Raw genomic sequence first — 24369 nt, 5'->3', positions numbered from 1 at the left:
GCTACTTCACGGTCACCGCCCGGATGATCTCCTGGGTCACCGAGCCGCCCTTGTCGTCGTGGGCCGAGGCCCGCAGGGAGACATGGGCGGCGCCGCGCGGCACGGTCAGCGTGCCCCGCCAGGAGGCGCCCGGGCCGGTGGTCAGGGGGACCGTCCGCCAGGTCGTGCCGTCGTCGTACGACACCTCCAGACGGCCGCCGCCGAGGGTGCCGGTGCCGGCCGCCTTCGCCACGTACTCGGCGCCGAGTCCGACCGGAATGCGCTGCCCCGCGCGCACCCGGCCGGAAAGGTCGGTGTCGAGGTCGAAGGCGAGGTTGATCAGCGGCAGATAGGTCCAGCGGTCCTCCGGGGTGGCCGCCGAGCGGAAGGTCCACTCGGTGTGGCCCCTGGTGGCGGGCTGCCAGTGGCCGGCGTCCAGGGCGGTGTCGGTAACCACCTTGTAGGTGTGCTCGTCGGCGGGCGCGTCCCAGACGTAGACACCGGAGCTGGTGCGCCGGTCGACCAGCGTGCCGTCCAGGTAGAGGGCGGTGGTCTGGCTCATCCCGCTGCCGTCGCTCCACACGTCGCCGAAGCCGGTGTGGTCGGGCCCGGAGTCGCCCCAGCCCGGAGTGTTCAACTGGATCTGGTTCCCGGCGCGTTGCTGGCCCCAGCCGAGACCGGTGCCCAGCCACGGGTGCCACACGGGACGGAACCAGTTCAGCTCAGGCCGCGACCCGCCCTCGTAGCGCACCAGCCCGCTGCGCTCCTCCAGTGCCCCGTCGCGGGCGGTGACGGACTCGTGCCACAGCTGGCCGGGGCCGGTGGACACGTAGTCGGTGCGCTCGGCGGGCAGGTCGACGCGCTCCTGGAAGCCGAGGCCGATCGGGAAGGTGCCGGTGATCGAGTACCGGAACTCACCGCCGCTCACCGGCTGGGCGGCGTGGAACTTCACGTGCACTGCGGCGAGTTGGCTGCCCTTCGGCCGGTAGGTGAGGTCCCGGTCCGGGATCGCGCCCCGGTGCCCCTCCGACAGGTCGTACACGTACGGCGAGTTACGGGTGCCGGTCATGTCGACGCGTCCCGCCGCCCGCAGCCGGGCCGCGTCGGCCCTGTTCACCGTGGCGATCTGCAGCGGCCGGTCGGCGTTGTCGTCCGTGCCCCACCAGGCCATCAGGCGGCCGGGCGCGTCGTCCGTCACGAACAGCGCCTTGGCGCCCGCGTCCTGGGCGGCCTGGGCCAGCGCGGCCGGGTCGGCGCCGTCGGCCAGGCGGGCGAGCACCGCCTTGCCGGCCACTCCGGTGAACGGCCCGTCCCCGACGTCGACCAGCGGCAGCTTCGTATGTCCCTCGATCAGCGTCCCGCCCGCCTGTACGGTCGCCTCGCCGACCCCCTTGACCTGCAGCATCGGCTTGGCCAGCCGCCACACGGTCCGGTACGCGAAGCCGCCCTGGGTGACCTTCTCGGTGGGCGCGGCGAAGACGCTGTCGTAGGTCAGGGGTACCTGGACCGCGCCGAACAGGTCGGCGCCGTTCGCGGTCCGGTCGTACTCCATGAGGAGTTGGTGGGTCTCGGTGCGGCGGTCGACGTCCGCCTTGACCTCCCGCAGCTCGCGTCCGTCGAGGGTGATGTCGCGGTCCCGGTCGAGGGTGATCTCGGGGGCGGCGAGGAAGCCGAGGCCGAGCGAGTCGGCGCCGTGGCTGCCGCGCACGTCGAGGAAGGAGGCCAGGCTGTAGGCGCCGGGCTTGAGGCGGAGCTTCAGGGTGCCGGAGTCACCGACGTGCGCGGGCTGGGCGTCCTCGCCCGCGGCGAGCCGCTGTACGGCGAGGTCGGCGGGCGTGGGCGTGCCGTCGCGGTCCTTCACGTGGACGGTGAGCGTGTACCGCTCCTCCTCCTTGACCAGCCCGAACACGGTGTGCGCGAGCGGGGTGCCGTCCGGCGCGGAGGCCACGATCTGCCCGCTGCTCTCCCCGACCGGTGCCTTCGATCCGTCACCGGTGACGGTGGTGGACGCGGTGCCGTGCGCGGGGACGGTGAGGGTGGAGTCGGCGAGGGTGGCGACGCCGTCCGGGCCGCCCTGGACGGAGAGCTTCAGCCGCACGTCCTTGTCGGACGAGTTGCGGTAGGTGAGGAGCCGGGTGACCGGCTGGTTCGCCGCGTAGGGCCAGCTGTAGAAGCCGAGGTCGGCGCTGCCGGTGGCGGTGAGGTCCGCCGTCACGGCGTCGGCGACGCTCACCCGCCCCGCGCCCAGCAGGTACGCGGACACGTCGAGCTGCCTGGAGCTGGACATCAGCGCGTCCTTCAGCTGCGCGCCGGTCCAGTCGGGGTGCTCCTCGGCGAGCAGGGCGGCCGCTCCCGCGACATGCGGGGTCGCCATGGACGTACCGCTCATGGAGGTGTAGTAGCCGCTGCCGGAGACGAGCTGGGAGCGGGCGGCGAGGATGTCGACGCCGGGGGCCGAGAGGTCCGGCTTCAGGGCGTTGTCGCCGTACCGGGGTCCGGCGCTGGTGAAGTAGGCGGCCTGGTCGGCGGAGTCCACCGCGCCGACGGTGAGGGCCGCGTCGGCGGCGCCGGGCGAGCCGATGGAGGACGGGGAGCCGGTGTTGCCGGCGGCGACGACGAAGAGGGCGCCGGTCTCCTTGGAGAGGGTGTTCACCGCCTGGGCCATGGGATCGGTGCCGTCGCTGGCCTCGGTGGAGCCGAGGCTCATGGAGATCACCCGGGCGTGCACGTCCCGCGCCGCCCACTCCATGCCCGCGATGATCTGGGACTCGCTGCCCGAGCCCTGGTCGCTGAGCACCTTGCCGACGGCGAGGGTGGCGCCGGGCGCGACCCCCTTCTCCTTGCCGTCGGAGGCGGCCCCGCTGCCCCCGACGGTGGAGGTGACATGGGTGCCGTGCCCGTTGCGGTCGGCGACCTCCTGCCCGTCGATGAAGCTCCTGGTGGCGGTGACCCGGTCCTTGAGGTCGGGATGGCTCAGGTCGACGCCGGTGTCGAGGACGGCGACCGTGACGCCCTTGCCGGTGAACCCCGCGTCCCAGGCGGCCTGGGTGCCTATCCGCGCGTTGCTCTCGGCCATGTCGGCCTTGACCCGTCCGTCGAGCCAGACCTTGCCGACGGTGTGGCGGTGCGTGAAGGAGCGCCAGAAGGTGCGGCCCCGGTCCGCCTCGACGGCGGCGCCACTCAGGCTCGGCAGCGCCCGGGTCTGCTCGGCGCCGGCCGGGGTGACGGCACGCGCGCCCTTCGCATAGGTCACGATCAGCGGCAGCGCGTCGGCCTTGGCGTCCGTGAGCCCCTGCCGGATCAGCCCGCTCACGTCGAACAGCCGCCGGTCCAGGGTGCCGGCCCGCAGGTAGGGCAGCGCCTCGTCCGGTACGACGGTGATGTCGCCGTCGCCGACCTGCGTCCGCACCGCGCCGGTGGCGCCCCGCGGACGCTGCACGGTGACCGTCTTCCTCCCCTGCCCGAGGTCGGTGACGGTCACCCGGTCGCCGGTGACGAGGGTGACGGTGGTGGCGGCGTCCGGGGTGCGCGGGGCCGCGGTGACGGCCTGCTGCGCGACCGCCGGGGCCGTCGGCGACAGGGCGATCACGAGCCCCGTCGCGAGCAGCGCCGCCCCGCGTCTGACTGGTCCTCTGGTCATCCACGCCTCTTCTCGTGTCGAGCGCGTCGAGTGCTGGGACGAGTGTCATGTGCCGCGTGTTGCGGGGGTGTTGACCGTCGGTGGCGGAAAGGCGTCCTGGCGGCTTCCCGCCAACGGCGCCGCGTGGCACGGGCCGAAGCGGGGACATCCCCACTCCCCGTCAGCAACAATGGAGTTGGCACATCGGCCAGGAACACGGGGGTAAGGCGCCATGAACAAGCTGATGGAGTTCACCACGGAGGACGGCGCCGTCGTCGTGGTGGAGGCCACGGACAGCACGGGCGGCACCCGGCTCGTCTCCCGCGGCGAGGGCGGCGGCCCGGCGGCCCAGGCCGCCCGCACCTTCGAGGGCACCCTGGACGGCGTCCGCTCGGCGGCCCAGTCCGCGCTCCGGGTCTTCCGCGACGGCACACTGCGACCCGACTCCGTGGAGCTGGAGTTCGGCGTGAAGCTGAGCGCGGAGGCCGGGGCGGTCATCGCCAAGGGAGCGGCCGAGGGACAGCTGGTCGTCAAGCTGAGCTGGTCGTCGAAGGACGCGGCACCGGCCGCCGCGGACGACGCGGGGACCCGCTGACCGGAAACCCCCCATTCAGCCGCGCCCCGCCCGGCCCCCTCCCGCAGGCGCGCCACCGGAATCCCCCAGAGGATGCGAAAGAAGCCACCATCCGGCCCCAAGAACCGCGCACTCGGGAGGATCTGCCGTGACCGTCAGTCTGGAGCAGCTGCGCCGTTGCCACTTCGCCGTCGACCTGGGTGCGGCCCGTACCCGGGTGTATGTGAAGGGTGCCGGTCTCGTCGTCGACCAGCCTTCGGTCGCGGCCGTGAACACCCGTACCGGAGGGCTCATCGCGGTGGGCGAGTTCGCGGAGAAGATGACGGGGAAGACGCCGGCGTACATCAGGGTCGTACGGCCCGTCTCCGGTGGCACGATCGTCGACATCGAGATGGCCCAGCGCATGCTGCGGCACCTGCTCGGCGACAAGATGCGCCGCACGCTGCGCCGCAAGCCCCGGCTGCGCGCGGCGGCCTGCACCCCGCACGACGCGGACCCGCTGGCCCAGCGGGCCACGATCGAGACGCTGGTCGGGCTGGGCGCGCGGCGGGTGGAGCTGGTGGACACGCTCATCGCGGCCGCGGTGGGGTGCGGACTGCCCGTGGAGCGGCCCGAGGCCACCATGATCATGGTGTGCGGGGCGGCGGCCACGCAGGTGGCGGTGCTGTCGCTGGGGTCCATCGTCACCGCCGAGCGGATCCCGGTCGGCGGGGAGGCCGTGGACCACGCGATCGTTCAGCATCTGCGGCACCGGCACGAGCTGATGCTGCCCAGCCAGGCCGTACGGCCGCTGCAGCTCGCCCTGTCCGGCAACGGGCTCACCCCGCACGGGCCGGCCTCGACGGAGATCCACGGGCGGGACGTGGCCACCGGACTCGCGCGCAGCGTGCACGTCGACACCGCCGCCGTGCGCGACGCCATCCAGACCCCGCTGACGGCCGTCCTGGACGGGATCGGCAAGGTGCTGCGCGACTGCCCGCCCGACCTGGTGGCCGACCTCGCCGACCGCGGGATCATGATGGTCGGCGGCTCGGCGCTGCTGCCCGGCCTGGACCAGATGCTGCGCCGGGCGACCGGCATTCCGGTGCACATCGCCGAACGGCCCGACGTGTGCGCCGTACAGGGTCTCGGGGCCATGCTGGAGGGCCGGATCGACCCACTGCTCCTCGACCCACTGGCCGCCTGAGCCCCAGCCCTCTGATCCTTCAGGCCGTCAGTACGGCAGGATGCGCCCCGAGGGCGTCCTGCGGTCGATCTCCTGCCCGCGCGGGGCGGCGGGCCGACGACTGACACGTACCCGGATGCGACGGTCCATGCCGCCCTCCTTCTGCCGGCACCGCCCCCGCGGCGGCTCCTGTAGGAGGTCCGTGCCCAGGACAGGGCATGTCCAAGCCAAGTACAGGCCACGTATTGGTTCTTGAACGGCTACCGGCCGGCCAGGTAGCGGCCGAGGACGGGGTCGAGGTGTGCGATCCATTCGGCGAGCCGGGCCGACCGGCGGGCGTTCAGCTCGCAGGCGTACACGCCGCCGTCCCACAACCGCACCGTCACGGTGAGCCGGCTGCCCAGTGTGGAGGGCGTACGGACGACACCGGCGATCTCCGCCCACTCGAAGTCCGCCGCGACACCGGCGACTTCGAGGATCACCCCGGTCGCGTTCACGACGACCCGGGACTCCCGGTCGGCGAGCACGGCCTCGGGTGGGCCGTACGGAAGCGGCGGCCCGAACCCGTACGCGACCGGAGGCGCGGTCACGGGTGGCGGAGGGAGGTACGGGGGCGTCGCCGGGACGTGCGGATGCGGCGTGGGCGGCGTGGGTGCGGCGACCGTCGGGGTGTACGGCGGCGCGGTCGGCGGGGTCTGCTCCTGCGGTTGGCCGGTCAGGCGGTCCAGCAGTGCGGTGGGCGTCGGCCGGTCCGCGGGGTTCTTGGCCAGGCACGCCGACACCAGGTCCACGAGAGGGGCGGGGACGGCGGACACGTTCGGCGGCTCGTGCACGGAGCGGTACATCAGCCCCATGGGCGTGCCCTCGCCCCAGGCGCTGCCGCCGGCCGCGGCAACCAGGACGGCGCCGAGGGCGAACACGTCGGCGGCGCCGGTCACATCGTTGCCGAGGGCCTGTTCGGGGGCGAGGAAGCCGGGCGTGCCGAAGGCGGTGCCAGTGGCGGTGAGACGGGTGGACTCGACGGCCCGGGCGATGCCGAAGTCGAGGACCCGCGGCCCGTCCTCGGCCATGATGATGTTGCCGGGCTTGAGATCGCGGTGCACCAGACCGCAGGAGTGGATGGACTCCAGCGCCTCGGCGAGCGCGGCGGCCAGTGCCCGCAACTGCGGTTCGTCCATGGCGCCTTGGGCGGCGAGCCGGGCCACGAGGGTGGGTCCGGGAATGTAGGCGGTCGCCAGCCACAGCGGATCCCCGTCGACGTCCGCGTCCACCACCGGCGCCGTGTGGAAGCCGCCGACCGCGCGGGCCGCCTCGACCTCGCTGCGGAACCGCTCGCGGAAGACCGGGTCCGCCGCCAGCTCGGCCTTGGCGACCTTCAGCGCGACCGCACGACCGCCCCGCGTCCGCGCGAGAAAGACGGTCCCCATCCCTCCCTCACCGAGCTTCCGCTCGACGAGGTAGCCCCCTATGCGTTCCATGCGCACAGTATGGCGGCCGGCCCCGGCGGCCCTGGAACGAGCCCACGGTCACACCGGGTGCCGGCCACGGGATCCGGGTCTCAGGCCTTCCTGACCCAGTACGGCCGGTTCTGCGCCGCCACGGGCGGCGACTGGTAGACCCACGCGCCCACCGGGCTCTTGTCCACGATCAGGTCGAGGAGGGCCTTGCTCCGGCCCTGGGGGTCGGCCTGGCCGAGGGCCAGCTCGAGCGGCTCCTCGCCGTCTCTCAGGTCGTACCAGGCGTACGGCGAGAAGACGTTGAGCGGTGCCGCGAGCGGGCGGAAGTGCAGGCTCGCCTCGTCCTTGTGCACATGCCTGCTGCCGTACTCGGTGAACGGCGCCGCGCTGACCGGCTGCGAGGTCAGACCGCTGAGGTCGGCCTCGAAGGAGAAGTAGGTGTTGGCCGGGGTGAAGGAACCGTCGGCCGCCGCCGTGCCGTACTTGCCGCACACCACCTTCCACTGGTCGACCGCCTTCGGGTCGACGGTGGTGGCGTTGGGCACCGGAAGGGTGTGCCGGAAACCGGCCTTGTGCTTGGGCTCGTTGAACAGCTCCACGCCCGCCTTGATGGCGATGTCGCTGTCGCACGCCACGTGGATACGGCAGAACCCGAGGGTGCGGGTCTGGTCCTCGCCGTGCGCGTACTGCGTGTACGTGAGCCTGGGTACCCGGTGGGCCTCGGCCGTGGGGTGGGCGACGACGTTGAGTTCGATCTCCTGCGTGACGCCGGTGCCGCTGCCGAACTGGGCGAAGTACAGCTGGTAGTTGAAGGACAGGCACACGCTGCCTTCGAAGACGGCGGGCGACAGGTACTGGCCCGCCGCGTCCTCCCGGAGCAGGGCCTTCACCGCCTGGTGCTCGTCGGCGTCGTCCAGCAGGTAGTCGAAGCCGATGTTGGTGAAGGTGCCGTAGAAGAAGGGCAGGGTGAAGCCTTGGGGCAGGGGTGGAAGGTCGTGGCGGGCCTTCTGGTCGCTCATGGCGTGTACTCCTCGGTCGTGGCGGTGCGGTGTGCCCGGATGGTTTCGGCGGCCTCGGTGTGTGCCGCGTCGAAGTACTCCTCCACGAGTTCGAAGGTGGGGCTGGCGTGGAGGTCCTGATGCACCGAGATCGGGTCGGGGTACGGGTTGCGGTACAGCCGCTCCGAGAGGTCGCGCATCTCCAGCATCACCGGGACCGCGTCCCCCATGACGCCCGGGTGGCCGGTGAAGGCCAGCTGCAGCAGGGTGAGCAGGTAGGCGTACCGCTGGTTGAAGTGCTGTGCCTGCCATCGGACCTGGGAGCCCTCGGGGTAGTCCCGCACCTTCGCGGCCCCGTGGATGGGGTACGCGTCGTCCCAGGTGACGTCGATGAGCGGACCGCTGGGCTCGGTGCGCGGCAGGTCGTGGCGGCCGTAGCGGCGGCCGACCCGGATCTCCTTGAAGCGGAAGTAGTGGGCGACCTGGCGTTCCTCGTCGAAGATGGTGTCGTCGCTGTCCCAGATGGTGTCGGCGGCGCCCTCGCCCTGGTCGCTGATCACCTCGACGGCCAGGAGCGCGCTCTTCAGGTCGGTGACGGCGAACACCTCCCCGCCCGAGTTGTAGAAGTCCTCGGGGCCCACCTGGCGTTCCGGGGGGCCGGTGAAGATGGTGGGCGAGGTCGACCTGCCGTCCTGGTGGTCGCGTCGCCGTTTCTCCTCCAGGTCGATCAGGCCCTGCCGGATGAGGTCGTAGAACTGGCCGATGGAGGTCCAGCCGGTCTGTCCGGGCTTCGAGGGCACGAACGAGCGGGGGCGCTCGATGAGCATGAAGGTGTCGAGCGCCTGCGGCGAGAAGTGCTGGAGCGGGATCTTCGGCAGGCTCGGGTCGCTGAACGGCAGCTGTGCCGGGTATCCGGCGACGAACCGGGGGTTGTCGACGTTCGGCGTCCCGCCGACCGCGTTGAGCAGGTTCGCGGCGAGCGTCAGGTGCAGCATCTCCTCCAGAACCACGCTGCGGATGGCGTCGTGGGCGTAGCGGTTGGTGCCGGGCTTGATGGTGTACATCCCCGTCATGTAGACGGGGATCGTCAGGTGCTCGACCTCCAGGGCCGCCTGGAGGTAGGTCCGCAGCTCCTCGACGTTCGCCGGCGGTCTGGGGCCGCTCCGGGTGAGCGCGTAGGCGGTGATCATCGGGTGCCCTCCGTCGCCAGGGTGACCGGCTGGTGCAGCTCGGCCAGGTCGCGGTGGATCTTCTCGGCGCTGCGCAGAGCGAGCGCGGCCATGGTGAGCGTCGGGTTGCTGGTGCCGATCGAGGGCATGCTGCCGCAGCCCACGGCGAAGAGGTTGGGGTGGTCGTGGGTGCGCTGGTAGGAGTCGACCACCGACGAGCCCGCGCTGGATCCCATGATGTGCGTGCCTGCGCCGTGCCCGGCCCCGTGGTACGCCAGGTCCAGTACCTCGCCGCCCGGTTCGGCCTGGTGCTTGAAGTGGCCCACGGGGGCGACGCCGTCCGGGCCCGGGCCGTGGTGGGTGAAGTCCTTCTCCACGCCGAGCGCGGCGAAGATCTTCTGGGAGACCTTGCGGGCGGCGAAGACCCCGTCCCGGACCCGCTTGTCGAGGTCGTAGTGGAGGATGGGCTTGGGGTTGCCCACGCCGTCGCGGTGCCTGCGCGGGTCGATGGTGACCCGGTTGGCGGGGTCGGCGTGCTGCTCGACGGCGATCTGGAGCTGTACCTGGCGGTTGATCTCGTCGCCCAGCCGGTTGCGCAGCTCCGGGCCGAAGAGCCCCTCCGCCTTGATCTCGCCCTTGGCGTCGCCGCCGAGCCCCAGCATGGCGCCGACGTTGCTCAGGGGGGCGCCGGTCGCCCAGCCCCAGCCCCAGTTGCCGATCTCGATGCGGAACGGGGCGCGCCTGCCGCGTCCGTCACCGAACCGGAAGCACTCCAGGCCCGTGGTGTGTCCGGGGCCGCGGAACGGTCCGACGGGCACGCCCTGCGGCATCCTGGCCCAGGCCAGCATGGTGGGGTGGTCCATGAGGTGGCAGCCGACGTAGCCGCTGCTGTTGGCCATCTCGGAGGCGAGCAGCAGTACGGCGTTCTCGATGGCGTGTGCCGCCAGGACGACGATGTCCGCCTCGGCGGTGTACGGGGTGCTCACCGGGGTGGCCGGATCGCCGTACTCCCGGAACTCCACCCCGCGCACGGTGTTGCCGCGGCCCGGCAGGACCCGGCTGACCACGCAGCGCGTGGCGAGATGGACGGAGTCGGTGAAGTCCTGCTGGAGCCTGAGCGGTGAGGACTTGGCCTGCACCGGGCAGATCGGGGTGCAGCTGGAGTTGCCCACGCACCGCTCGCCGAAGTTGGGCAGTCCGACGGCACCGCGCGGGCGGTAGCCGCCGTCGAAGAGCGGGTTGGGGGTGCTGTTGCGGCCCTGCGGCAGCCCGTACACCTTCAGCGCGTAGTCGACGCCCGCCAGGGCGTCCCGTACCGTCTTGCCGTCGAGTCGGTCCTGGAAGATCCAGTCCTGGTGGCTCCAGGGGATCTCCTGCATCGGGTACTCGTAGTCGGCGTCCGGTACGACCCCGAGCCCCCACTGTGCGGTCGCGTCGCCCGCGGAGCCGATGAGCAGCTCCGCGTCGCGGACATGGCGCTCCAACTCGGCTGCGGAGACCGGCCAGTTGCGTCCGTAGCGGTAGCGGTCGCGGGTCGCGTAGTCCTCGGGGTGCATCCGCGGTACCGCGCCCAGCCAGTGCATCGCCGCTCCGCCGAGCGCGCGGATGTAGTCGGTGCCGTAGGGCAGTGGGCCGGTCTGGACGAAGTGTCCGGTGGCGGTGTAGCCGGGCGGGTCGGCGGTGGGGCGCAGGTCGAGGACGTCCGGGAAGGGGGCGGCCGCGTTGCGCCGGTAGGCGGCGTTGGGGACCTTGATCACCGCGCCGGAGAAGGTGTCGACGGTGTCCTGGTAGCCGGCCCAGGTGTCGGTGCCGCCGTTGCCGGCCTCCAGCACCAGGACCTGCCAGCCCTGCTTGCCGAGGTGCCGGGCGACCAGACTGCCGGCCCAGCCGCTGCCGACGATGATGACGTCGTAGCGGCGGCCGCTGACAGCGGGACCCGTTGTGGTCACGGTCATCGCTTCACTCACTCGCTTCCTCGGGTTCCGTGTCCGGCGGCGCGGCGGCGGCCGGAACGGCGGACGGGGCGACGGCGCGGGAGGGGCGCGGCCCGGGCATCAGATGGGCGGGGACGCTGCCGGACGGCACCTCTGCTCGGTACGCGGCCGGGGCGCACGCGGCCTGTACCGCGGGGTCCTCGGCGGCGGCACGCAGTTCCTCGACGATCTCCTCCAGGGTCGGCAGCGCCGGTGGCTCGTTCGCCCAGGTGCCGAAGCCCGGCGGTTTGGCCCCGGCCGGGTGCCCGGCGAAGGTGCGCCAGACGAGTCCTTCGGGGTAACTGCTGGGCGAGGCCACGAACTCGGTGTTCGGCACCTCGCGGCGCAGTGCGGCGTGGGCGGCCGGGGCGAGCCGGGGCCAGCCGCCGGTGTACCAGAGGTAGGTCACCGCGCGGGCGATCTCCCGGTCGAGGGGCGAGAGCTGCCGCGCTCCCTCGATGGTCGCGAGGGCCGGCTGCCAGGTGTCGAGGAAGTCGGTCAGACGGCTTGCGCCCAGCTGGCCGCGCACGGTGTCGAGGTACAGCTGTGCCATGCCGGTGGCGTACAGGTCGTACGTGGCGAAGCCGGTGAGCGGCATCGACAGTTCGACGAACCGCCGGAGTTCGGGGTCGGGCGAGGTGGTGTCGGAGGTGTGCATGGTCACCCCTTCTTCCGGCGGTCGAGGAGGTGATCGGCCAGCCGCTGGGCCATGGCGACCGCGGCCAGGGTCGGGTTCCAGGAACCCGAGGTGGGGAAGGTCGCCGCGCCGCCGACGTACACGTTGGCGACCTGGTGCAGGCGGCAGTCGGGGGTGGTCACCGACTCGGCGGGGCTCTCTCCCAGCCACAGCGTTCCGGACTCGTGGACCAGGGCGTCCTTGAGCCGGCCGGGGGGAATCTGCGCCTTCCAGGCGCCGGGCTTTCCGTTCTCGCCGGGGTGCCAGTACTCGATCTCCGAGGCGTCCAGCCCGTTGGCGAGGATCCGTTGGACGACCTGCTGGGCCTGCTGGTCCATGGTCGTGCGGAGCTTGAGGTCCGTCTCGCCCGGCCTGAGGTCGAGCACGGTGTCGCCCTTCTCGACGTAGACCCGGCTGCCTTTGACGTCCTTGGGACGGCTGCGCCATTCGCCGAGGCAGTGGACGAGGAAGCCGATGTGCTCGCGGTCGCTGAGCTGTTGCAGGAACTCCTGGTCGAAGGAGTCGGGGATCAGGCGGTAGAGGTCCGGGACCGCGGTGGCGGGTGACGGGTTGGAGGCGCCCATCAGATGGATGTGGAAGTCCCGCGCCCCCTGGGTTCCTCCGTTCTCGACCCGGCCGCGCAGGTACATGCACGCGACCTGCAACCCCTTGTCCTCCAGGCCCTGCCAGGCAGCACGCGGTACCCGGGCCGAGAACCAGGAGGCCACGTGTCCGCCGAGGTTGGTGCCGGCGAACGGCGGCAACACGTCGGCGAAGGAGTCCAGCAGCAGCCCGGTGGGCTCGACGATGCCGTTGGCCAGCACCAGGTCCGTGTGGGGGCCCAGCCTGAACACACCCTGGGTGGTGGAGATCTCGGTGGCCCGGCACACGGGCCCGGCCCCGCCGGCGGCCGGTGTGCTGTGCCGGATCTCCAGCACCTCGCATCCGGTGACGATGTCCACCTGGCCGGGGTACGACTCGGCCAGCTCGATCAGCACCGGAACGGGGCTGAACTTGCGATAGCCGAGGCTGGAGGTGGTCGCCCGCGAGGCGAGCGGTACCTCGAGGCCGGGGGCCTGGATTTTGTTCGGGAAATGCCCGATACTGCTCAGCTTCGCCTTGAGCTGTTCCAGCAGTTTGGACTGGAACACCTTGAATTGTTCGCCCATATGACTGGGCTTGACGGCACCCAGGAACGCGTCGGCGGAATCCCAGTAACGCTCGAGCGAAACCTTCACCAATGCGGGCCATTCGGGCATTTGCTCATCGCTCGGCCGGGGGATCCAGGTGCTCCAGAATTGGGCACGGCCGCCGAGATAAGGGATCTGCGGCGCCAGATCGAATGTCGTACCAGTGGCGCGACGCCAGGGCCGGGCGACGGCGTCCTTCATCAGGCGCTGATAGCGGGGATGAAGGTTCTGCACATGTTCGGGAAGGAGAAAACTTCCCTTTTCGAACACGAGCACCCGCAGCGCCGTGTTCTTCTTCTGCCTCATCAGCCGGTCGAGGACGGCCGCGCCGACCGCACCGCCCCCGACGATCACGATGTCGTACTGGACAGCGCTGACCTGCTTCAGCGTCTTACAGTAGTACGTGGCGACCGGGTCCCGGTCGGCCGGCACGGGTGGGACCACCGCGCGCGGTGCGTCGCCGACATCGAGCAGGGTCGTCCCTTCCGCGATCACCGGTGGCGGGTCGGAATCGGAACCTGGCACGGGCGTACCTCCTTACGACAGAGCCGCAATCACTGTGCCGAAGGATTCTGCGCGTCCGGCAATCACCCGGCAATGGGTGTGGATAACGCGTGATCAATTCGGCGAAACGTCCCGGCATAGACCGCCCTCCGGGGGAAACGCTTTTCCTGACCGCCCCATGGACGCCCATCCCCCTGGCATATTCATCAATGTGGGTTAATGCCGAACGCGCGCGCATCCACATTCATCCGTACGTGCCGAAGACACCACGCATGAGCGCCCCGGAAAGGGAGCAACTCCTCAGCGGCAGAACGCCACCGAATCCCTCATCCGATCGCCCGAGAAAGGGTGCTTATGCGACTGCGCATGCTCACCGCCACCGCGCTCACCACCGCACTCGCAGCCCTCGCCGCGCTCACCCCGGCCGCAGCCACGGCCACCCCGGCTCCGCACTCCGCGCCGACCGCGGCGTCCGCCGCCGGGGAGGACTGGAGCTACAAGTGCGCCGGACCGGTCCTGCCGGGCGGGCGGTACCTGTGCGACAACGAACACCTCGGCCCGCGCTACCGACCCGACGAGGAACCGGTCGCCAAGCTGGTCAAGGACTACACGTCGCGCTCGCTCCCCCCGGACGCGCTCAACGGCCCGAAGGACCACTACCACTGCTACAAGGTCACCAAGGCGTTCAGGGTGGACGCCGGCCCCGTGGCCCCCGCCTTCGAGCTGCCGGGCGACTCGATCCAGTACCACCTGGCCTACAGCCCGTCCAACCCCAAGCTGAGCGGTTGCGGCATACGGGTGGCGGCGGCCCCTCCGAACAGGTGAGCGGAACCGTTCCGTGGCGATCACCGGCAGCCGATGGTGCCGCCGGCGGTGATGGACCTGGCCCGCAAGGCGTCCGGCATCCGGCTGGCCCCCTGGGAGATCCAGGCCATCCGCGAACTACTGGACCCCTCCCCCGCCTGCTGCGCCAGATCCTCATCGAGAAGGCCGCCGACGACGACAGTCACCCGCCCTACATCCGCGTCGCGTGCACCGGCCGCGGCGTGTACGACGACTTGGCCCGCGACTACGGCTACGAGCCCGACGGCGGCCAGATGACCGGCTCCCCGGTGGTGCTGGAGATCTGGCCCGCCCAGCACTACTCCCCCATCCACTCCCACGGCGAGACGACCGGCATCATCTACTGCCTGGCCGGCCAGCTGGACGTGATGTCCTACAGCAAGCTCGAGTGGAAAGCCGAAAAACGCGCGCTGGTGACCCTCACCCCCGGCCAGTGCGCCTGGCTGACGAAGCAGACCAACGCCGTCCACAAGGTTTCCACTACATCAACGAGAAGACGAAGGAGCCAGGCGTCTTCGACACCTATTTCGGACCTGTCGTGGACCGCTCTGCGAAAGGCGCTGGCCACCACCGCCGCGAAGTGGTGACCTTCCGAACGGTCACGTCATGAAGCCATGCGACTACAACCCGTCACATCGTTTCTGCGCCTGTGGCGCCTGGTGGGGCGGGTGGGACTCGAACCCACGGCCGACGGATTATGAGTCCGCTGCTCTAACCGGCTGAGCTACCGCCCCATAGCGGCGTGTCGCGTACATGTGTGCGCGCCGTCTGCCGCAGCATAGCCGCTCATACGATCTCCTGCTTCGGATGGTCGGCTTCTGGGCTGCTTCCTGACCTTGAGGACTTCGGCGCGCGCGCCGTGGTTCCCGCGGACATGAAAAAGGACCCCGAAGGGTCCTCGTTCAGCGTGCTCCCCCGACTGGACTCGAACCAGTAACCTGCCGGTTAACAGCCGGCTGCTCTGCCAATTGAGCTACGGAGGACCGAAGCTCCCCCGACTGGACTCGAACCAGTAACCTGCCGGTTAACAGCCGGCTGCTCTGCCAATTGAGCTACGGAGGATCGCCTCGTTGCATCGAACGTACCTACCTGGGTATTCGCCAGGGGGCGCTCGCTCGCTGCGACACATACATTAGCGCAAGCAGGGGGGTGCTCCGCCAATCGGTATCCCCCGGTCCCGACGTCGCACCAGAGACCTACCCCCAGGGAAGGGTGGCAGCCATGCGCTACCGGCTCACATTCGTCGCCGGACTGGCCCTCGGTTACGTACTCGGCACGAGGGCTGGTCGCGAACGCTACGAGCAGCTGAAGAAGTCCGCTCGCCAGATCGCGCAGAACCCCGCCGTCCGCAACACCGCCGAGACCGCCGCCCAGCAGGGCCGCGAGTACGCCGGCAAGGCCTTCCACTCGGTGAGCCACAGGGTCGGCGACCGAGTCCCGGAGTCGGTGGCCCAGCGGGTCCGCTCCCTACGAGAGCGAAACCTGAACGGCACCCCAGAGGACGACTGGGGCACCAGCAACACGTAGGTGCACGTTCCAGCATGGGTGGCTGTCCCCACCCAGGGGGACGACAGCACCCCACAACAAGTAGGCGCCCTCGGCCGAAGCAAGCGCCGCGGTACGGCAAAATTCTCGGTATGGGGATAGTTGCCGGCTTGGACAGCTCACCGGACTTCACGCGCATCGTGGTCTGTGACGCGGACACGGGTGCCGTGCTCCGCCAGGGGTACGCCCCGCACCCGATGGAGGAGGGTCGCCCGAGCGACGTCGACCCGCAGGCCTGGCTGCTGTCCCTGGGCGAGGCCGCGGGGGGCGGCCTGCTGGAGGGCGTGCAGGCCATCGGGGTCTCCTCGCAGCAGAACGCGCTGGTCCCGCTGGACGCACAGGGCAACACCGTGCGCCCCGCGCTGGTCGGCGGCGACAAGCGGGCGCAGGTCGCGGCGGCCGACCTGGTCGACGCGCTCGGCGGCCGGGAGGCCTGGGCGCAGGCGGTCGGCTGTGTGCCGCAGGCCGCGCAGCCGGTCACCAAGCTGCGCTGGCTCGCGAAGAACGAACCGGAGAGCGCCCGCCGAATCGCTGTGCTCCTGCAGGCTCATGACTGGCTGGTGTGGCAGTTGCTCGGGCGGCCCGTGCGCCGGACCACCGACCGCGGCGGAGCCTCCGGCACCGGGTACTGGTCCGCCGCCACCGGCGGCTACCGGCCCGACCTGGTCGAGCTGGCGCTCGGCCACCAGGCGATGCTGCCCGAGGTGATCGGCCCGGCGGACGCGGCCGGTACGACCCCGGAAGGGCTGCTGATCTCGGCCGGGACCGGGGAGACCATGGCCGCCGCGTTCGGGCTGGGGATCGGGCTCGGGGACGCGGTCGTGTCGCTCGGGGCCTCGGGGTCCGTGATGGCCGTGCACCCGGAGGCACTTGCCGACCAGACCGGGATGATCACGTCCCTCGCCGACGCCACCGGCATGCACCTGCCGGTCGTCACCACCCTGAACGCCGTGCGCACCCTGCGCGGCACCGCCGAACTCCTCGGCCTGCCGGACCTGGAGAGCCTGTCCGACCTGGCGATGAAGTCGACGCCGGGGGCGCACGGGCTGGTGCTCCTGCCCTACCTGGAGGGTGAGCGGACGCCGAGTCTGCCGCACACCGCCGGGACCCTCGCCGGGCTGCGGCGCGAGTCGATGAAGCCCGAGCATCTGGCGCGGGCCGCGTTCGAGGGCATGCTGTGCGGGCTGGCCGACGCGCTGGACGTGCTGCGCGGGCGGGGCGTGGAGGTGCGGCGGGTCTTCCTGCTGGGCCAGGCCGCCGAGCTGCCCGCCGTGCAGGCCGCGGCGCCCTCGCTGTTCGGCGCGCAGGTCGTCGTACCGCAGCCCGCCGACTACGCGGCGATCGGCGCGGCCCGGCAGGCCGCCTGGGCGCTCGGTGTGTCGCAGGGCACCCTCGACCCGCGCACCCCGCCGGCCTGGCCGGGGCCGGCCGCGCAGGTCCTGGAGCCGGGCGACGAGCTGGCCGTGGGTCAGGCCGTACGGCAGCAGTTCGTGTCGGTGCGGGAGCAGACCCACCCGGGGGCGTTTCGCCCGTAATGCCATAAACCCGACAGAACGCGCGAGCACCGCCGTTGGGTTAATCAGTTGAGGTAACGCGGGTGGAGTGTTCGACGATAGGGGCCAGGGGCAACCGACCAGCCCCTACCGCCGACTCCGAGAGACGTAGCGTGCTCATACGACTTCTGCGGACCTATCTCAGGCCCTACAAGAAACCCATAGCTCTGCTGGTGCTGCTGCAGTTCCTGCAGACCTGCGCCACCCTCTACCTGCCCACCCTCAACGCCCACATCATCGACAACGGTGTCGTGAAGGGTGACACGGGTTACATCCTGACCTTCGGCGCCCTGATGATCGGCATCTCGCTGGCCCAGGTCGTCTGCAACATCGGCGCCGTGTACTACGGCGCCCGCACCGCCTCGGCGCTCGGCCGGGACGTGCGCGGCGCCGTCTTCGACCGGGTGCAGTCCTTCTCCGCCCGTGAGGTGGGTCACTTCGGGGCGCCCTCGCTCATCACCCGTACGACCAATGACGTACAGCAGGTCCAGATGCTGGCCCTGATGACGTTCACCCTGATGGTGTCGGCGCCCATCATGTGTGTCGGCGGGATCGTGCTGGCGCTCGGCCTGGACGTGCCGCTGTCCGCGGTGCTCGTCGCCGTCGTTCCCGTGCTCGGCATCTCGGTGACGCTGATCGTGCGCCGGCTGCGGCCGCTGTTCCGGTCCATGCAGGTCCGCCTGGACACGGTGAACCGGGTGCTGCGCGAGCAGATCACCGGCAACCGGGTGATCCGCGCCTTCGTCCGGGACGAGTACGAGCAGGGCCGGTTCGGGAAGGCGAACGGCGAGCTGACCGAGATGCAGCTGGCCACCGGCCGGATGCTCGCGCTGATGTTCCCGATCGTCATGACGGTGGTGAACCTGTCGTCGATCGCGGTGGTGTGGTTCGGCGCGCACCGCATCGACAGCGGCGGGATGCAGATCGGCGACCTGACCGCGTTCCTCGCCTATCTGATGCAGATCGTCATGTCCGTGATGATGGCCACCTTCATGTTCATGATGGTGCCGCGCGCGGAGGTGTGCGCCGAGCGTATCCAGGAGGTCCTGGACACCGACTCCAGCGTGGTGCCGCCACGCGCGCCGGTCACCGAGCTGCGCCGGCACGGGCATCTGGAGATCCGGGGCGCGGGCTTCCGCTATCCGGGTGCCGAGGAGCCGGTGCTGAAGTCCATCGACCTGGTGGCCAGGCCCGGTGAGACGACCGCCGTCATCGGCTCGACCGGCAGCGGCAAGTCGACACTGCTCGGTCTTGTCCCGCGGCTGTTCGACGCCACCGAGGGCGAGGTCCTCGTGGACGGTGTCGACGTCCAGGAGGTCGAGCCGAACCTGCTCGCGAAGACCGTCGGTCTCGTGCCGCAGAAGCCGTACCTGTTCGCCGGGACGGTCGCGACCAACCTGCGCTACGGCAACCCGGACGCCACCGACGAGGAACTGTGGCACGCGCTGGAAGTGGCGCAGGCCAAGGACTTCGTGCAGAAGCTGGAGGGCGGCCTGGGCGCGCCGATCGCGCAGGGCGGCACGAACGTGTCGGGCGGTCAGCGCCAGCGCCTCGCCATCGCCCGCACGCTCGTACAGCGCCCGGAGATCTACCTCTTCGACGACTCCTTCTCCGCCCTCGACTACGCGACGGACGCCGCTCTGCGCAGCGCACTGGGCCGCGAGACCGCCGAGGCGACCGTCGTCATCGTCGCCCAGCGGGTGGCGACCATCCGGGACGCGGACCGGATCGTCGTGCTGGACGAGGGCCTGGTGGTCGGCACCGGCCGGCACCACGAGTTGATGGCGACCAACGAGACGTACCGGGAGATCGTGCTCTCCCAGCTCACGGAAGCGGAGGCTGCCTGATGGCCGGGCCCATGGGACGCATGATGGCCGGGGGCGGCCCCGACCAGCGCTCGATGGACTTCAAGGGGTCGGGCAAACGGCTCGTCGCCCAGTTCAAGCCCGAACGGGTCACCATCTACGCCCTGCTGCTGTGCGTGGTCGTCAGCGTGGCCCTGAACGTGATCGGCCCGAAGATCCTCGGCAAGGCCACCGACCTGGTCTTCGCCGGCATCATCGGCCGGCAGATGCCGGCCGGGGCCACCAAGGAGCAGGTGCTCCAGTCGATGCGCGACCGGGGCCAGGGCACCGTCGCGGACATGCTGAAGAGCACCGACTTCACCCCCGGCAAGGGCATCGACTTCGATGCCGTCGGGAACGTACTGCTGCTCGCGCTGTGCACCTTCCTGGTCGCCGGTCTGCTGATGGCGGTCGCCACCCGGCTGGTCAACCGGGCCGTGAACCGGACGATGTACCGGATGCGCGAGGACGTACAGACGAAGCTGTCGCGGCTGCCGCTGTCGTACTTCGACAAGCGCCAGCGCGGCGAGGTGCTCTCCCGGGCCACCAACGACATCGACAACATCGGGCAGACGCTGCAGCAGTCGATGGGCCAGCTGATCAACTCGCTGCTGACCATCATCGGCGTGCTCGCGATGATGTTCTACGTCTCCTGGATCCTCGCGCTGGTCGCGCTGGTGACCGTACCGCTGTCGTTCGTGGTCGCCACCCGGGTCGGCAAGCGGTCGCAGCCGCACTTCGTGCAGCAGTGGCGCACCACCGGCAAGCTGAACGCGCACGTCGAGGAGATGTACACCGGGCACACCCTGGTGAAGGTGTTCGGGCGTCAGGAGGAGTCGGCGAAGCAGTTCGCCGAGCAGAACGACGCGCTGTACGAGGCCGGGTTCAAGGCGCAGTTCAACAGCGGGGTGATGCAGCCGCTGATGATGTTCGTGTCGAACCTGAACTACGTGCTGGTGGCGGTCGTCGGTGGCCTCCGGGTCGCGTCGGGCGCGCTGTCCATCGGTGATGTGCAGGCCTTCATCCAGTACTCGCGGCAGTTCTCGATGCCGCTGACGCAGGTCGCGTCGATGGCGAACCTGGTGCAGTCGGGTGTCGCCTCGGCCGAGCGGATCTTCGAACTCCTGGACGCGGAGGAGCAGGAGGCGGATCCGGTGCCGGGCGAGCGGCCGGAGCAGCTGCGCGGGCGGGTGGCGCTGGAGGACGTGTCCTTCCGGTACGACCCCGAGAAGCCGCTGATCGAGGACCTGTCGCTGAAGGTGGAGCCCGGACAGACGGTGGCGATCGTCGGCCCGACCGGTGCCGGCAAGACCACGCTGGTCAACCTGCTGATGCGGTTCTACGACGTCTCGGGCGGGCGGATCACCCTGGACGGCGTGGACATCCGGAAGATGTCCCGGGACGAACTGCGGGCCGGGATCGGCATGGTGCTGCAGGACACCTGGCTGTTCGGCGGGTCCATCGCGGACAACATCGCGTACGGCGCCGCGCGCGAGGTCACCCGGGGCGAGATCGAGGAGGCGGCGCGGGCGGCCCACGCGGACCGGTTCATCCGTACGCTGCCCGAGGGGTACGACACCGTGATCGACGACGAGGGCACGGGGGTCAGCGCCGGTGAGAAGCAGCTCATCACCATCGCGCGGGCGTTCCTGTCCGACCCGACGATCCTGGTGCTGGACGAGGCGACCAGCTCTGTGGACACCCGCACCGAGGTGCTGATCCAGAAGGCGATGGCCAAACTCGCCGACGGGCGGACCTCGTTCGTCATCGCGCACCGGCTCTCCACCATCCGGGACGCTGACACGATCCTGGTGATGGAGAACGGCTCGATCGTCGAACAGGGCGCCCACGCGGAGCTGCTGGAGGCGGACGGGGCGTACGCGCGGCTGTACAAGGCGCAGTTCGCGCAGGCTGTGGCCGAGGTCGACTGATCCCAGGGTGATGCTCGGGGGGGGTCGCTCACGTCAGGTGAGCGACCCCTTCATTCCAGGTACCCCCGCAGCTGATCGGCGAAGGCGTGGTCCCTGAGCTTGTTCAGGGTCTTGGACTCGATCTGCCGTATCCGCTCCCGGGTCACGCCGAACAGGCGCCCTATCTCCTCCAGGGTGCGGGGGCGGCCGTCGGCCAGGCCGTAGCGGAGCTGGACGACCTTGCGTTCCCGTTCGCCGAGGGTGGAGAGCACGGCCTCCAGGTGCTCGCGGAGCAGCAGGAACGCGGCCGACTCGACGGGGCTCGTGGCGTCGCCGTCCTCGATGAGGTCGCCGAGGGCGACGTCGTCCTCCTCGCCGACCGGGGCGTGCAGGGACACCGGCTCCTGGGCCAGGCGCAGCACCTCGGAGACCCGCTCGGGGGGCAGTTCGAGGTGGGCGGCGACCTCCTCGGGCGTCGGCTCGTACCCGCGTTCCTGGAGCATGCGGCGCTGCACGCGCACGACCCGGTTGATCAGCTCCACGACGTGCACGGGGACGCGGATGGTGCGGGCCTGGTCGGCCAGGGCGCGGGACATGGCCTGCCGGATCCACCAGGTGGCGTAGGTGGAGAACTTGTAGCCACGGGCGTAGTCGAACTTCTCCACGGCCCGGATGAGCCCGAGGTTGCCCTCCTGCACGAGGTCGAGCATGGTCAGTCCGCGGCCGACGTACCTCTTCGCCACGGAGACCACGAGCCGCAGGTTCGCCTCGATGAGACGGCGCTTGGCCATCCGCCCCATCACCACCAGCCGGTCCAGGTCGAGCGCCAGCTCGCTGTCCAGGTCGGGGGTGTTGCTCAGCTTCTCCTCGGCGAACAGTCCGGCCTCGACCCGGCGGGCGAGTTCGACCTCCTCGGCCGCGGTGAGCAGGGGGATGCGGCCGATCTCGCGCAGGTACTGCCGGAACAGGTCCGAGGAGGGCCCGCCGCTCTCGGCACGGGCGGCGACCGGGGCCTCGACGGGTTCGGGGGCCTCCTCCGGCGCGTCGGGTTCCTCCGGGGGGACCCCTTCCGGGTGGCCGTGGGCGCGGCTCTGCGGGGGCACGGCCACGAGGACCTCGGACTCGGCGTCCGGCTCGTCGGCGGTGGTGCTGGTGCTGCTGTCGGTCTGGGTGAGGGTCTGGGTCTGCACGGGGGCGACCTCCAGGATGATCGCTGCTCAAGGTGTGCGGCAGCGGTACTTCGGGAGCGGAGAGTCGACGGCCTGCGCTCCGCGGACTCGGGCACCGCCCCCAGTGTGGGGTAAGACACATCCCCGCCACGAGGGGCTTGCGGTGACTTTTTGCATCCGGTCCGTGACCGGCCCGTTACTCAGGTCGTCGGACCATCCGACTGGCATATGCGAGCCCTGGGGCGCGCCGAGTTGAGGCAGGCAGGACTGATCCCGCGCGGTGCGCTACAGCGCCTGTGCGCCCCGTTCGCGGAGTGTCTGGTCGTACTGCTGGAGGACCCACATCTCGTTCTGCACGGCGGCCAGCTGGGCGGGGTCGCCGCCGGTGGAGAGGCGGGTGAGCTGGGACTGGATGTCGCGGATGCGGCGCTCCACGGCGCGGCGGCGGATCTGCACCAGGACCGTGCCGGAGTACGTCTCGTCCACGGTGCGGCGCAGGATCGGCTCGACGGCCAGTTCGGTGACCATCGCGCGGACGGCGTCGTCGGGCGCGGCCTCGCGGACGCGGACCAGGTACTCCTGCGAGTCCGGGATGCCGTACTCGGCGCCGCCCGCCTCCGCGATCGCCTGGCGTACGGCGGCGTAGGGCGGGGCGGTGAACTCGTCGATGCCGTACGCGTCGAAGGCCGGGGAGACCAGTTCGGGCCGCTGCAGGGCGAGTTTGAGGAGTTCCCGCTCGGCGGCGAAGACGGGGTTGCGCAGGGTGAGGGCCGGGCCCGAGGGGCCAGGGCGGGGGCCGGTCTCCCACTGTTGCTGGGGCGTGCGGGGCTGCTGCGGCCCGCCCTTGCCACCGCCCTCGCGGGCCCAGCGGGCCAGCTGGCCCACGCGCTTGACCACGAACTGGGTGTCGAGGATGCCGAGCATGCCGGCGAGTTCGACGGCCACCTCGTGCTGGGAGGCGCTGTTCTTGATGCGGGCGACGATCGGCGCGGCCTCGTCCAGGGCGGCCGCGCGGCCGGCCGGGGTGTCGAGGTCGTAGCGGCTCACGATCTGGCGCAGCGCGAACTCGAAGAGCGGGGTGCGGGGTTCGGTCAGGTCGGCGACCGCCTCGTCGCCCTTGGCCAGGCGCAGCTCGCAGGGGTCCATGCCGTCCGGCGCGATGGCGATGTACGTCTCGGCGGCGAACTTCTGGTCGTCCTCGAAGGCGCGCAGGGCGGCCTTCTGGCCGGCCGCGTCGCCGTCGAAGGTGAAGATCACCCGGGCCGAGCCGTTGTCCATGAGGAGCCGGCGGAGGATCTTGATGTGGTCGCCGCCGAAGGCGGTGCCGCAGGTCGCGATGGCCGTGGTCACACCCGCCAGGTGGCAGGCCATGACGTCCGTGTAGCCCTCGACGACGACGGCCCGGCTGGACTTGGCGATGTGCTGCTTCGCCAGGTCGATGCCGTACAGGACCTGGGACTTCTTGTAGATCGCCGTGTCGGGCGTGTTCAGGTACTTCGGGCCGTTGTCCGCCTCGTACAGCTTGCGGGCGCCGAAGCCGACGACCTCGCCGCCGATGTCCCGGATGGGCCACATGAGGCGGCCACGGAAGCGGTCGATGGGGCCCCGGCGGCCCTCCTGGGAGAGGCCGGAGAGGACCAGCTCCTTGTCCGTGAAGCCCTTGCCGCGCAGGAAGCGGGTGAGGTGGTCCCAGCCCTGGGGGCTGTAGCCGACGCCGAAGTGCACGGCGGCGGCCTGGTCGAAGCCGCGCTCGGCGAGGAAGATCCGGCCGGTCTCGGCCTCGGGGCTGGTGGCGAGCTGCTCCGCGTACCACTGGGCGGCGATCTTGTGCGCCTCGACCAGGCGGATACGCTCGCCGCGCTGGTGGGCAGGGTTGTACCCGCCCTCCTCGTAGCGCAGGGTGATGCCGGCCTGGGCGGCCAGGCGCTCGACCGCCTCCGAGAAGGAGAGGTGGTCCACCTTCATGACGAAGGTGATGGTGTCGCCGCCCTCCTGGCAGCCGAAGCAGTGGAAGAGTCCCTTGCTCGGGCTGACCTGGAAGGACGGCGACTTCTCGTCGTGGAAGGGGCACAGCCCCTTGAGGTTGCCGCCACCGGCGTTGCGCAGCTGGAGGTACTCGGAGACCACGGCGTCGATCGGGACCGCGTCCCGTACCGCCTTCACGTCCTCGTCGTTGATCCGTCCTGCCACGCGTGAATTCT

General features: G+C 70.8%; 17 protein-coding genes, 3 tRNA genes and 1 pseudogene. 8 read left to right on the top strand and 13 right to left on the bottom strand.

The window, feature by feature from the left end; genetic code table 11:
- Position 1: 1 nt before the first annotated feature.
- A complete protein-coding gene (locus CRP49_RS21505) occupies positions 2-3619 on the bottom strand; it encodes a S8 family serine peptidase (protein ID WP_097254847.1) in 3618 nt (1205 codons plus the stop codon).
- Positions 3620-3830: 211 nt separating this feature from the next.
- Here CRP49_RS21505 and CRP49_RS21500 point away from each other — a divergent pair, with 211 nt between their 5' ends.
- Together CRP49_RS21500 and CRP49_RS21495 are read left to right on the top strand one after the other, a co-directional pair.
- A complete protein-coding gene (locus CRP49_RS21500; protein ID WP_097254846.1) occupies positions 3831-4193 on the top strand; it encodes a CU044_2847 family protein in 363 nt (120 codons plus the stop codon).
- Positions 4194-4320: 127 nt separating this feature from the next.
- Entirely contained in the window at positions 4321-5358 is a 1038-nt protein-coding gene (locus tag CRP49_RS21495) for a rod shape-determining protein (protein WP_097254845.1), read from the top strand.
- A gap of 239 nt (positions 5359-5597) precedes the next feature.
- Here the strand turns inward: CRP49_RS21495 and CRP49_RS21490 are convergent, their stop codons facing one another.
- The 6 genes from CRP49_RS21490 to CRP49_RS21465 all read right to left on the bottom strand — a co-directional run bounded on the left by CRP49_RS21490 (position 5598) and on the right by CRP49_RS21465 (position 13325).
- Positions 5598-6815: a serine/threonine-protein kinase gene (locus CRP49_RS21490; RefSeq protein ID WP_097254844.1), complete on the bottom strand. Its 1218-nt coding sequence runs from the start codon at positions 6813-6815 to the stop codon at positions 5598-5600.
- Between the two features lie 80 nt (positions 6816-6895).
- A complete protein-coding gene (locus tag CRP49_RS21485; RefSeq protein WP_097254843.1) occupies positions 6896-7813 on the bottom strand; it encodes a hypothetical protein in 918 nt (305 codons plus the stop codon).
- The gene (locus CRP49_RS21480; RefSeq protein ID WP_097254842.1) at positions 7810-8982 is read right to left on the bottom strand and encodes a ferritin-like protein; all 1173 of its coding nucleotides are present in this window, start codon (positions 8980-8982) and stop codon (positions 7810-7812) included. Before CRP49_RS21480 ends, CRP49_RS21485 begins: the two co-directional genes overlap by 4 nt.
- Entirely contained in the window at positions 8979-10916 is a 1938-nt protein-coding gene (locus CRP49_RS21475) for a GMC oxidoreductase (protein ID WP_097254841.1), read from the bottom strand. Before CRP49_RS21475 ends, CRP49_RS21480 begins: the two co-directional genes overlap by 4 nt.
- 4 nt (positions 10917-10920) lie before the next feature.
- Entirely contained in the window at positions 10921-11592 is a 672-nt protein-coding gene (locus tag CRP49_RS21470) for a hypothetical protein (RefSeq protein WP_097257478.1), read from the bottom strand.
- A 2-nt stretch (positions 11593-11594) separates the two neighbouring features.
- Positions 11595-13325, bottom strand: a complete 1731-nt coding sequence (locus tag CRP49_RS21465) for a GMC oxidoreductase (protein WP_218892966.1) — start codon at positions 13323-13325, stop codon at positions 11595-11597.
- A gap of 333 nt (positions 13326-13658) precedes the next feature.
- On the opposite strand from CRP49_RS21465, the gene CRP49_RS21460 reads away from it, so the two are divergent.
- A complete protein-coding gene (locus CRP49_RS21460; protein ID WP_097254840.1) occupies positions 13659-14129 on the top strand; it encodes a TNT domain-containing protein in 471 nt (156 codons plus the stop codon).
- Between the two features lie 20 nt (positions 14130-14149).
- On the opposite strand, the gene CRP49_RS46915 is transcribed toward CRP49_RS21460, so the two are convergent.
- Positions 14150-14314: a hypothetical protein gene (locus tag CRP49_RS46915; protein WP_179851701.1), complete on the bottom strand. Its 165-nt coding sequence runs from the start codon at positions 14312-14314 to the stop codon at positions 14150-14152.
- A 36-nt stretch (positions 14315-14350) separates the two neighbouring features.
- Between CRP49_RS46915 and CRP49_RS21455 the strand changes: the two genes are divergently transcribed.
- Positions 14351-14734, top strand: coding sequence for a hypothetical protein (locus CRP49_RS21455; RefSeq protein WP_097254839.1), 384 nt, complete (start codon positions 14351-14353; stop codon positions 14732-14734).
- Positions 14735-14804: 70 nt separating this feature from the next.
- On the opposite strand, the gene CRP49_RS21450 is transcribed toward CRP49_RS21455, so the two are convergent.
- The 3 genes from CRP49_RS21450 to CRP49_RS21440 form a co-directional block, all read right to left on the bottom strand.
- A tRNA-Ile gene (locus CRP49_RS21450) sits at positions 14805-14881 on the bottom strand.
- A gap of 176 nt (positions 14882-15057) precedes the next feature.
- Positions 15058-15130: transfer RNA gene (locus CRP49_RS21445), tRNA-Asn, on the bottom strand.
- A 6-nt stretch (positions 15131-15136) separates the two neighbouring features.
- Positions 15137-15209: transfer RNA gene (locus tag CRP49_RS21440), tRNA-Asn, on the bottom strand.
- Between the two features lie 159 nt (positions 15210-15368).
- On the opposite strand from CRP49_RS21440, the gene CRP49_RS21435 reads away from it, so the two are divergent.
- From CRP49_RS21435 to CRP49_RS21420, 4 genes are all read left to right on the top strand, one after another.
- Entirely contained in the window at positions 15369-15674 is a 306-nt protein-coding gene (locus tag CRP49_RS21435) for a hypothetical protein (protein WP_097254838.1), read from the top strand.
- Positions 15675-15784: 110 nt separating this feature from the next.
- Positions 15785-17227: an FGGY-family carbohydrate kinase gene (locus CRP49_RS21430; protein ID WP_097254837.1), complete on the top strand. Its 1443-nt coding sequence runs from the start codon at positions 15785-15787 to the stop codon at positions 17225-17227.
- Between the two features lie 131 nt (positions 17228-17358).
- Positions 17359-19092 carry an ABC transporter ATP-binding protein gene (locus CRP49_RS21425; protein ID WP_097254836.1) on the top strand — a complete coding sequence of 578 codons (1734 nt, stop codon included), beginning with the start codon at positions 17359-17361 and terminating at the stop codon, positions 19090-19092.
- Positions 19092-21020 (top strand): ABC transporter ATP-binding protein, encoded by a 1929-nt coding sequence (locus CRP49_RS21420; protein ID WP_097254835.1) that lies wholly within the window; start codon positions 19092-19094, stop codon positions 21018-21020. The genes CRP49_RS21425 and CRP49_RS21420 overlap by 1 nt, the downstream gene beginning before the upstream one ends.
- A 50-nt stretch (positions 21021-21070) precedes the next feature.
- On the opposite strand, the pseudogene CRP49_RS21415 reads toward CRP49_RS21420, so the two are convergent.
- Positions 21071-22310: pseudogene (locus CRP49_RS21415) on the bottom strand (RNA polymerase sigma factor).
- Positions 22311-22453: 143 nt separating this feature from the next.
- Entirely contained in the window at positions 22454-24358 is a 1905-nt protein-coding gene (dnaG, locus tag CRP49_RS21410; protein WP_097254833.1) for a DNA primase, read from the bottom strand.
- Positions 24359-24369: the final 11 nt, after the last annotated feature.

The sequence above is a fragment of the Streptomyces sp. Ag109_G2-15 genome (assembly GCF_900215565.1).
Lineage (GTDB): Bacteria > Actinomycetota > Actinomycetes > Streptomycetales > Streptomycetaceae > Streptomyces > Streptomyces diastatochromogenes.
Note: the sequence above shows the minus strand (reverse complement) of the source record. Positions and strands in the feature narration are given on the sequence as shown.

What these genes read in the sequence shown, in the direction of transcription:
- CRP49_RS21505 (WP_097254847.1), bottom strand. Translation starts at nt 3,619, where the DNA reads ATGACCAGAGGACCAGTCAGACGCGGGGCGGCGCTGCTCGCGACGGGG.
- CRP49_RS21500 (WP_097254846.1), top strand. Translation starts at nt 3,831, where the DNA reads ATGAACAAGCTGATGGAGTTCACCACGGAGGACGGCGCCGTCGTCGTG.
- CRP49_RS21490 (WP_097254844.1), bottom strand. Translation starts at nt 6,815, where the DNA reads ATGGAACGCATAGGGGGCTACCTCGTCGAGCGGAAGCTCGGTGAGGGA.
- CRP49_RS21485 (WP_097254843.1), bottom strand. Translation starts at nt 7,813, where the DNA reads ATGAGCGACCAGAAGGCCCGCCACGACCTTCCACCCCTGCCCCAAGGC.
- CRP49_RS21480 (WP_097254842.1), bottom strand. Translation starts at nt 8,982, where the DNA reads ATGATCACCGCCTACGCGCTCACCCGGAGCGGCCCCAGACCGCCGGCG.
- CRP49_RS21475 (WP_097254841.1), bottom strand. Translation starts at nt 10,916, where the DNA reads ATGACCGTGACCACAACGGGTCCCGCTGTCAGCGGCCGCCGCTACGAC.
- CRP49_RS21470 (WP_097257478.1), bottom strand. Translation starts at nt 11,592, where the DNA reads ATGCACACCTCCGACACCACCTCGCCCGACCCCGAACTCCGGCGGTTC.
- CRP49_RS21460 (WP_097254840.1), top strand. Translation starts at nt 13,659, where the DNA reads ATGCGACTGCGCATGCTCACCGCCACCGCGCTCACCACCGCACTCGCA.
- CRP49_RS21435 (WP_097254838.1), top strand. Translation starts at nt 15,369, where the DNA reads ATGCGCTACCGGCTCACATTCGTCGCCGGACTGGCCCTCGGTTACGTA.
- CRP49_RS21430 (WP_097254837.1), top strand. Translation starts at nt 15,785, where the DNA reads ATGGGGATAGTTGCCGGCTTGGACAGCTCACCGGACTTCACGCGCATC.
- CRP49_RS21420 (WP_097254835.1), top strand. Translation starts at nt 19,092, where the DNA reads ATGGCCGGGCCCATGGGACGCATGATGGCCGGGGGCGGCCCCGACCAG.